8 protein-coding genes, 2 pseudogenes and 1 riboswitch are annotated in these 7974 nt (G+C 59.2%); of the genes and pseudogenes, 1 reads left to right on the top strand and 9 read right to left on the bottom strand.

Annotation, left to right across the window (positions count from 1 at the left end; all coding sequences use genetic code 11):
* From A37A_RS21030 to A37A_RS21040, 3 genes and pseudogenes are all read right to left on the bottom strand, one after another.
* Positions 1–106 (bottom strand): annotated as a pseudogene (locus A37A_RS21030) (DDE transposase family protein); the annotation flags it as partial.
* Between the two features lie 304 nt (positions 107–410).
* Positions 411–884: pseudogene (locus A37A_RS21035) on the bottom strand (hypothetical protein); the annotation flags it as partial.
* Between the two features lie 5 nt (positions 885–889).
* Positions 890–1558, bottom strand: coding sequence for a Druantia anti-phage system protein DruA (locus A37A_RS21040; RefSeq protein WP_018289722.1), 669 nt, complete (start codon positions 1556–1558; stop codon positions 890–892).
* 472 nt (positions 1559–2030) lie between these two features.
* Between A37A_RS21040 and A37A_RS0101210 the strand changes: the two genes are divergently transcribed.
* Entirely contained in the window at positions 2031–3428 is a 1398-nt protein-coding gene (locus A37A_RS0101210) for a ribulose-bisphosphate carboxylase (RefSeq protein ID WP_018289723.1), read from the top strand.
* Between the two features lie 72 nt (positions 3429–3500).
* On the opposite strand, the gene A37A_RS0101215 is transcribed toward A37A_RS0101210, so the two are convergent.
* The 6 genes from A37A_RS0101215 to A37A_RS0101240 all read right to left on the bottom strand — a co-directional run.
* Positions 3501–3923 (bottom strand): universal stress protein, encoded by a 423-nt coding sequence (locus A37A_RS0101215; protein ID WP_018289724.1) that lies wholly within the window; start codon positions 3921–3923, stop codon positions 3501–3503.
* Between the two features lie 11 nt (positions 3924–3934).
* Positions 3935–5155, bottom strand: a complete 1221-nt coding sequence (locus A37A_RS0101220; RefSeq protein WP_018289725.1) for a cation:proton antiporter — start codon at positions 5153–5155, stop codon at positions 3935–3937.
* A gap of 184 nt (positions 5156–5339) precedes the next feature.
* Positions 5340–6251 carry a transposase gene (locus A37A_RS15005; RefSeq protein ID WP_231363719.1) on the bottom strand — a complete coding sequence of 304 codons (912 nt, stop codon included), beginning with the start codon at positions 6249–6251 and terminating at the stop codon, positions 5340–5342.
* Between the two features lie 211 nt (positions 6252–6462).
* On the bottom strand, positions 6463–6831 hold the full coding sequence (gene tnpA / locus A37A_RS15010) for an IS200/IS605 family transposase (protein ID WP_196799455.1): 369 nt from the start codon (positions 6829–6831) through the stop codon (positions 6463–6465).
* 188 nt (positions 6832–7019) lie between these two features.
* Positions 7020–7080: riboswitch (Fluoride riboswitch) on the bottom strand.
* 125 nt (positions 7081–7205) lie between these two features.
* Positions 7206–7457: a hypothetical protein gene (locus A37A_RS15015; RefSeq protein WP_018289727.1), complete on the bottom strand. Its 252-nt coding sequence runs from the start codon at positions 7455–7457 to the stop codon at positions 7206–7208.
* 106 nt (positions 7458–7563) lie between these two features.
* On the bottom strand, positions 7564–7974 hold a 411-nt coding region (locus tag A37A_RS0101240), incomplete at its 5' end, for a transposase (RefSeq protein WP_018289728.1).

The raw sequence follows: 7974 nt of genomic DNA on the forward strand, positions 1-7974 counted from the left end.
GCAGGTTGGGCTGACGGGAACGGGAACCGTCTTCGCCCATCCGGGCATCGCGTCGCCAATGGTTGCGGATTTCGACTCCACCCCAATGTCCTCGGATCCAGTCCAACCATTCTTGGGGCGCATACGGATCCGGGTGCGCGCGCTGGAGAGGTAGTAACCGGGACTCGATGCTGGTGAGGGCGCGCTTTTTTCTTCGTGCGCTGGCTGCGCACCCCACGATCAGGGCGCGGGGCAAAGGGGAAGACGTCGACGGCCAGGGGCTCGATGGGGAAGGCATGGGAGCCTGCGGATTTCGACTCGGCCATGACCGATTTGGTTGTCGGTAAAAAGGGGGTGTCGCGCAAGGCGTCCAAGGCTTGAGCCTCTTGGAGCAAGCGAGGCTGGTTTCCCTTGATCCCGAACAGATAATCATCCCCTTTTTCGACGATGAGGCGGGCCTGGCGCCGCTGACAATGCAATGGGTCGGCGGTGATGATTTTGCCATCCAGGGCCGGCAGCTTTTCCAGCAGCGCCACCGCCGCGCTTTGTTCGCAACGGGGCGTGTCCTGCTTTCGGTCGTGGACCGCCACCGCTTGCGGGGCGCCGTCCTCCTGTTGGGCCAAGGTCAGGAGGCCAATGTGATGACGAATCATTTTGCCGTCCAAGGCCAGCGCCTGCGGCAGCAGGCCGCCCTGCCCTTGCAACCAGTCGGTGAGCCTGGAAGCGAAGGCTTCGGGATCCATGCGGGTGAGCACTTGGTAGAAGACACTGTAGCCGGGAACCGGATGAAAGCCTCCGGTGCCCTTCTTGAGCGGCAAGCCCAGCCGACGGCGTTGGGGCTGGGTCAGACTGGTGGCAAAACGGGCGATCTCGGCGATCTCCCGCCGCCCGGCCAAAGCGCCCATCGCGATCAAGGTCCACAACACCGATCCGACCGCGGGTAGTGGGCGCGGTTCTTCTTGCGCGGATCGGGCGCTTTCCAAAAGACCTCCAGCAATGAGTCGAGCTGTTGGGCGTTGACCGGCAGCGTGCCCGAGGGTCTCGCGCTCAAGCCGGCGCGGCACTCTTCGGGTAATTGGGCCGCCCGTAAGGTTTGCCGCGCTTGGGCCGAAAGAGGACGCAGCCAGAGCCGCTTGGGCCGGTCGTTGGGCAGGTAAAAATCGGCCCGATGGCGGCTGTAGCCCGCGCTGTAGCCTACCGCCTCCCAGTTGCTCGCCTTGTAGCAGGTCCCCGCGTATGCCTCCGGATCGGTGAAGCTCTCGGCCAAAAGCGGAGTGTAGCCAAAGCGATCCCGCCACTGTCCCGGCAACGCCCGCAAGGCCGCTCCCAAAGCTTGAGAGGCCAGATTGGGTGCCTGCCCCTTGGGGGTGAGCAGCAGAAAACGGCGATTTTGTACGATCAGCTTCAGCCGCTCCACCCGCTGTACGGCGCTCCATCCAATCCACCGATCCCGATCCTTGAGCGCGTAGCAGGCCGGCCCCCAAACCAGCAGCGCCACCGCCTGCCCACCTTGGGCAATGACCTGGCGCAAATAGTCGCCCACCGATCGCCCCGCCCCCAGATAGTGGCGCTCCTTCAACTGCCCATCGAACCATTCGATTTCTTCCGGAGAACTGGCAATCGAAACTTCCAGTCCGCAATCCCTTGCCCCATCGGCTCTTAAATGGAAAAGCTATTTCATCGAGCCTATGGCATCGAAAAAGTCGCCTCATGTTTAGCCTTTCTTTCCCTCCCTGACGCGGAATCACTTGCTCGTTCATAAAAAAAGGCCCTGGTTCTTTCCCTGGGAGGAACCAGAAGCGGGCTTGACAAAAGCTCAATAGGTAGAGTAGACGGTTGTGTTATAGTCTACCCGCTACAGCCACAAGAGAATCTTGCCGCAGTGCTGGCCCTCAGTCCTGCTGGGAACCGTGTGAACGGAAAACGAAAAGTCTCTGGGCTGACAGTCGTGGGAAGGGTAGCCTGTGGATCGGGCAGTCCTAAAAGCTCAGGATCTATCGTAGACCTACAAACACCGTATAATCCGCTTATACACCATAGGAGTATTCCAGATGGCTTATGACCAGTCGCATCGCTACAGCAACCTGAAGCTGGAAGAAGCCAGGCTCATTGCGGAGGGCAACCACGTTCTCTGCACGTACCGGCTCCAGCCAAAGCCTGGCCACGGATTCCTGGCGACGGCGGCGCACGTGGCTGCTGAATCCTCCACCGGAACCAACGTGGAGGTGAGCACGACCGACGACTTTACCCGTGGCGTGGATGCCTTGGTCTACGCCATCGACGAGCATGCCTTGGGCGAGGACGGCGGCTTGATCAAGCTCGCTTATCCGCTGGAGCTCTTCGATCGCAACATTACCGATGGGCGGATGATGCTCTCGCAGTTCACCAGCCTCATCATTGGCAATAACCAGGGAATGGCAGATTTCACCAGCTTGCGCCTTTTGGATGTCTACCTACCTCCCAAGGCTTTGCTTCTTTTTGATGGCCCGGCGCTCAACATCAGCCACCTGTGGCGCGTTCTGGGGCGAGATCCTGTGGATGGCGGTTTCGTGGTGGGCACCATCATCAAGCCCAAGCTGGGCCTGCGTCCCAAGCCTTTTGCCGATGCCGCTTATGACTTTTGGATGGGCGGGGATTTCATTAAGAATGACGAGCCCCAGGGCAACCAGCCTTTCTGTCCTATGCGGGAAGTCGTTCCGCTCTTGGCCGACTCGATGCGTCGCGCCCAGGACAAGACGGGCGAGGCCAAGCTTTTCTCGTTCAACATTACGGCTGATGATCCCAGGGAAATCATCGCTCGCGGCGAATACATCCTCCAGGCTTTCGGCAATGATGCGAATCATGTGGCCTTTCTCGTGGACGGTTTTGTCGCCGGGCCAAGCGGTGTCGCCACGGTGCGCCGCCATTTCCCAAATGTCTTTCTTCATTACCATCGGGCCGGCCACGGAGCCATTACATCGGGGGTCAATCCCCGCGGTTATACCACCTTCGTTCACATCAAGTTGTCCCGACTCCTGGGTGCATCCGGAATTCATGTGGGGACAATGAGCTACGGCAAGATGGAAGGTGGCAAGGATGACCGGGCCATTGCCTATATGATCGAGAGGGACAGCGCCGATGGCCCTTATTACCATCAGGAGTGGCACGGCATGAGGGCCACGACGCCGATCATCTCCGGTGGAATGAATGCGGTTCGGGCCCCGGGTTTCTTTGAAAATTTGGGGCACGGGAATCTCATCATGACGGCGGGAGGCGGATGTTACGGGCACGTCGATGGTCCAGCCGCTGGCGCCAAATCCTTACGTCAGGCCTATGAGTGCTGGAAGGCAAAGGCCGACCCGTTGGCCTGGGCAAAAGCGCATCGGGAGTTTGCCCGTGCTTTTGAAAGCTTTCCCAACGACGCCGACGCCCTCTATCCGAATTGGCGCAAAGAGCTCAAGCTCGCTTGATGCCTCCGTCTGGAGCCGGGCGATCGCGAATGAGTGGCCAGCGTGGGCGGCAGCCAGATCCATCCCGCAGACTTACTTCACGATTAGGACCGAGCAGGGCGCGAGTTGCGCGATGCGATCCGCACGGCTTCCGATCATCCGTTCGTAGAGAGCGGAATGGCCCCTGGACCCAAGGACCAGCAAGGCGATGCCCAGATCGGCGGCGAGTTTCACGATGTCGCGCACCGGATGCCCTGCGAGAACATGGGTATGGAGATGGATCTGCTCTTGGACGGCCATTGCCTGTGAGCGCTGAATGACGTCGTGGAAACGCCGGTCCGCGCTTGCCGTCGTCTCGCGGACTTCTTCGATGAATTCCGGTAAATAGGGGATCTCCTCCACGCAAACCATGTGGAGCTCCGATCCATGTTCCCGCGCCAGAGCGAGAGCCAGCTCAAGCGCACGGAACGCTGCCTCCGATCCGTCGTTGGCGACGAGGATGTTCTTGAACACCATACCTTCCAAGGCTAACCCCGCTCCTCTCTCTGTGCCGGCTTCTGCATCCCCGCTCCTTTGCTGACCAAATCCTCTGATTCCTCCTTGGGCAGCAGATGGCGCGGCAGAAAAAAGAGATTGGCGATCACTGTCGGCAGGATCGCGGTTCCGACGATGGCCGCCACCAGCGTTGAGTATTGACTCTTGTCGATGATCCCATGCGAGAGGCCGAAGAGCGACGCGATCGTCCCAAAGGTGAGCCCCGAGGACATCAAGAGAGTGGTGTACATGGCCTCCTTGTGCGTCGAGCCATAGTGCTTGGCGACCGGGTAGACGCTGCCAATCTTCGTGACGGTTTCCACGACGAGAAAGAAAAGCACCCCGGCCGGCGCGGCAATCACGGCAGGGATCGAGACAAGGTAGCCCGCGCGCGTAAAGTAAAATGGCGTCAAGACGCCGACCGTGACGGTCCGCAAACGCCGAATGAGGGCATGATCGCGGCCGACGCTCCCCGCGAGCGCCATTCCGATTAGATAGGCCGGCAGCACCGCTTCACTACCGGCCCAACTGGCAAGCGATCCCATTCCCAGCAAGCCCAGGAGCAGAAACTTTGTCTCGAGTTCGGATGGTCGCCCACCGTAACGCTGCAAGAGACGAGGCGTAAGCCATGGAAAACCGACGAATGCCGCCGTTACGGCGACAACGAAGATCAGGGTTTTGCTTGTGAAAGGGGAGAAGATCAGACCAAGCGCGATGACGGTGCCGAGATCCGTAATGAAACAGGCAGCGAGAATGGTCTTTCCATAGTCGGTTCGATTGAACCCGAACTCCAACATCACCGTGTAAACGACCGCAACGGAAGTCGCCGCGAGGGCAATTCCGGCAAGGATGCTCGGCATCCAATCCCAGCCAAGCAGGTAATGACCTGCGGCGGCGCACCCAATCGATGGCAGGAAGAAGCTCGCCAAACCAACCGCCACGGCTTCTTTCCATTTCAGCCTGAACACCCGGGGGTCGAGTTCGGCACCAGCGAGAAAGGTCAGGAGGATGGCACCGATGCCGGCGAGAACTTTAACCCAAGGTTCGTCGGTGCGAAGGACGTCCGGGCCGATCATGGCCGTGAAGACGACGGAGGCGACCATTCCGACGACGATTTCGGACAACGCGGTGGAAATGCGGAACCAACTCGAAGCAAGGCTCGCAAGGACGGCAAGTCCGAACCAGAGCGCGGCAAGCGCCCAAATGCCGGTCATGAGCGCTCCGTTCGAGGGAAAGGAAGAGGAATCCCTTTGGCCACTGGCAGGAGCGGGGCATCCTTCGTCGGGAGCGTCGCCATCCAGGAAGATGAGCGAACAAAGAACGTAAACAACCCGCGACTGAAGTCGCAGGCTTTATCGTGAAGCGCAGACATGGTTGCCAACATCCGCACCTCCAACATTAGGCGTGCTTACGGCCGCCCTTGGCGGAACCGCCGTTCCGCCAATCCGGGCAAGATTCCGGACTCGCGTTCAAGTCGCTGTGCGCCCGGAGACCACAGTGAGGACACACGAGAAACGATGCTTCGTGGCGTCTGCCCAATTGTTTACAAGACGAGCAGGTTTGGCTCGTGTAGGCCGGATCGACGTATTCGACCGCGATGCCGGCCGATTTCGCCTTGTACTCGACAAAGCGTTGGAGCTGCCGGAAGGCCCAGCGATGCAATCTTCCGCGCATGCGCTTGCCAGCCTTGATCCGGTCGCGGATATGCGTCAGGTCCTCCATCGTGATCTTGGAGACTCCGGCCTCGAGCGCGCCTCCCGTACGATGGGCCCTTGCTCGTTCTCGGGTGTCACATGAGTGACGTTGCCGCCTCTCCTTGCCGGAGACCTGCCGAAGCTTCTGTTTTGCGCTTCGGCTGCCGTTGGACTGGAGACGGCGACGCAGGGCGAGATGGCGGTCGCGACGATCGCACAGGCGACCGGCTCCGAATATCCCTCCCAAACTATGTGCCGCGAGATTGTTTTCGCCGACATCCACGCCCATTACCGGGCCGGATGCGATCGGCTCCTTGTCGTCGGATTCGACGACGAGGTTGAAATACCAGTTGCCTTTGCGAAAGACCAGTTCCGCCTCCTTCGGCCGGCCGAAGGAGAGGATGCGCCGCTGGTGTTCCCCAAGACGCATCGGAACGATGACGCGTCCGCCCAGGGTGTAAAGCGAGACGGCATTCTTCTTGAGCGCGTAGGTGCGCTTGTCGAAGTGGACGCTGGCGCGCTGGAAGCTGATTGCCGGAACCGGCGTGTCTTTTCGGAATCCCGCCCCGGTTACCTTGAGTGCCTTGTACGCCTTGCAGACCGAAAAGAGTGGCATTGCAGCACATCTGGCTGCCCAGCGGAGTCGAAGAACGCAGATCCGAATAGGTCCGTTGATGCAATGCCACCCGATTCCAGACCCGATGCTCGCGAACGACGGCGGAAAGCCGCTGGCAGGCGTTCGCAAAGTCGGATTGCAGCGCGGCAAGCGCCGCGCTCGCTGCTCCTGGCGACGCGTCCAACTTGATCGACGCCGTGCGCATCATGGCCTATCGCCTCCTTGGTGACGTGTTCGGATCGTTCGATGTAGCGACGGATGGTTTCCGCGCGCTGACATTGCGCGGGCGGGTGCCGACGTAATAGGATGGAGACCAGAGATGTCCATCCCACAACCGCTCCTTAAGTGCTGGAAACCGTTGAAACAGCAAGCGAGCCGTAACGCCCTTGAGCACCTTGACGGCGTCGGCCACGGCAATGGCGGGAGGAATGCTGAGAAACAGATGGATGTGGTCCGGCTGAATCTCCTTGGAGATCATCGGCCAATCTCTTTCCGCGCAAATCGAATCCAGCATCGCTCGCATTTCCTCGGCCACCGGTCCCGTCAACACGTCGATCCGATACTTCGGGCACCATATCACATGGTATGCGGTTTGGTAAACACAATTGCGATTGGTGACAACGCGTTGCTTGTCGGAAAGACTACATCACGTGTTGCGTTCCGCGCAACCGCAATTCCTCCCGCGATTGAAATCGCAGGTTTCCTTGCAGGAACTCTATGAAAGCCACTGGCTGCTTTCGATACACGATTCCTCCTTCTCGCGTTTGCCGCGTGGTAGGAGTTATCAGCCTAAATGGCAGTTTCGGGGAACCCCATCCCCCTCTGGCCCATCAAACTAGCAAAGAGGCCATGCCCGTCAAGACTCTTGTGAAGTCCAGGGGATTCGGCGGAACTTCGCTCCGCGGAGCAACTCGATCTCGCAAGCCGCAGGAGAACGCTTGTAAAAAATACAAGCTAGGTAATCGCGACCACCAGGACCACGGTCTCACTAGCGGTGCAAGCCAGACCCAGAAGAAAGAGCCAGTCCGCCATCCGCTCCCAGAAGCTGGACGCCTTACCCGGACGCAAGGCCAGGTAGGCAGCCACCGTTGCGCCCAGGAAGAAGAGAATGGTGAATCCAACAAGGTCTTCCATGAGAGAGCGGGCGGATCCGGTCTTCCACAATCCCTGGATGAGATGCAAGGTGACAAAAGAGAAGCCGAGCATTCGAGAAGCCGATGAAAGGACGTGCTGTGCCATACCTGAAGCTAACCAAATCCGGAAGATCATCCAGCCCACTTGGGGCTCGTCCGCAGGCCCCTAGTACATCGCCTCATAGGTTCGCAGCAGCATATTCGGCTTGGAATTGCTGGGTGAGCTCGATGATGTGCTGAAGCTTTTCCGGCCCTTTAGTCCAATGGAAGGGCTGACAGTGGTCATTGTATTTGGCGAAGTAAGCCTTGAGGAAGCGCTCTAAGTCCTTGCTCGATTTGTGAACAGAGTGTTGGAGGCCCTGTCGGGTCAGGATGCTGAAGAAGCATTCGATGAGGTTTACCCAGGAAGCATGGGTCGGCGTATAGTGAAAGCTGACATTAGGGTGAAGCCTGAGCCAGTTTCGGGCCTTTTCATTCTTGTGCGTGTTCAAATTGTCCAAAACCACGTAGAGCCGCTGGTCCTCGTAGCGTTTGACGAGCTCGTCCAGAAACGAGAGGAAATCGGCCGAGGTCCGGGTCTCCTTGACATG

Origin of the sequence: Verrucomicrobium sp. 3C, from assembly GCF_000379365.1 — a bacterium.
GTDB lineage: Bacteria > Verrucomicrobiota > Verrucomicrobiia > Methylacidiphilales > Methylacidiphilaceae > Methylacidimicrobium.

Excerpts from the sequence above, each read along its gene's own strand:
- A37A_RS0101220 (WP_018289725.1), bottom strand. The coding sequence starts at position 5,155 with ATGACCGGCATTTGGGCGCTTGCCGCGCTCTGGTTCGGACTTGCCGTC.
- A37A_RS15005 (WP_231363719.1), bottom strand. The coding sequence starts at position 6,251 with ATGCCACTCTTTTCGGTCTGCAAGGCGTACAAGGCACTCAAGGTAACC.
- A37A_RS0101215 (WP_018289724.1), bottom strand. The coding sequence starts at position 3,923 with ATGGTGTTCAAGAACATCCTCGTCGCCAACGACGGATCGGAGGCAGCG.
- A37A_RS0101210 (WP_018289723.1), top strand. The coding sequence starts at position 2,031 with ATGGCTTATGACCAGTCGCATCGCTACAGCAACCTGAAGCTGGAAGAA.
- A37A_RS15015 (WP_018289727.1), bottom strand. The coding sequence starts at position 7,457 with ATGCTCGGCTTCTCTTTTGTCACCTTGCATCTCATCCAGGGATTGTGG.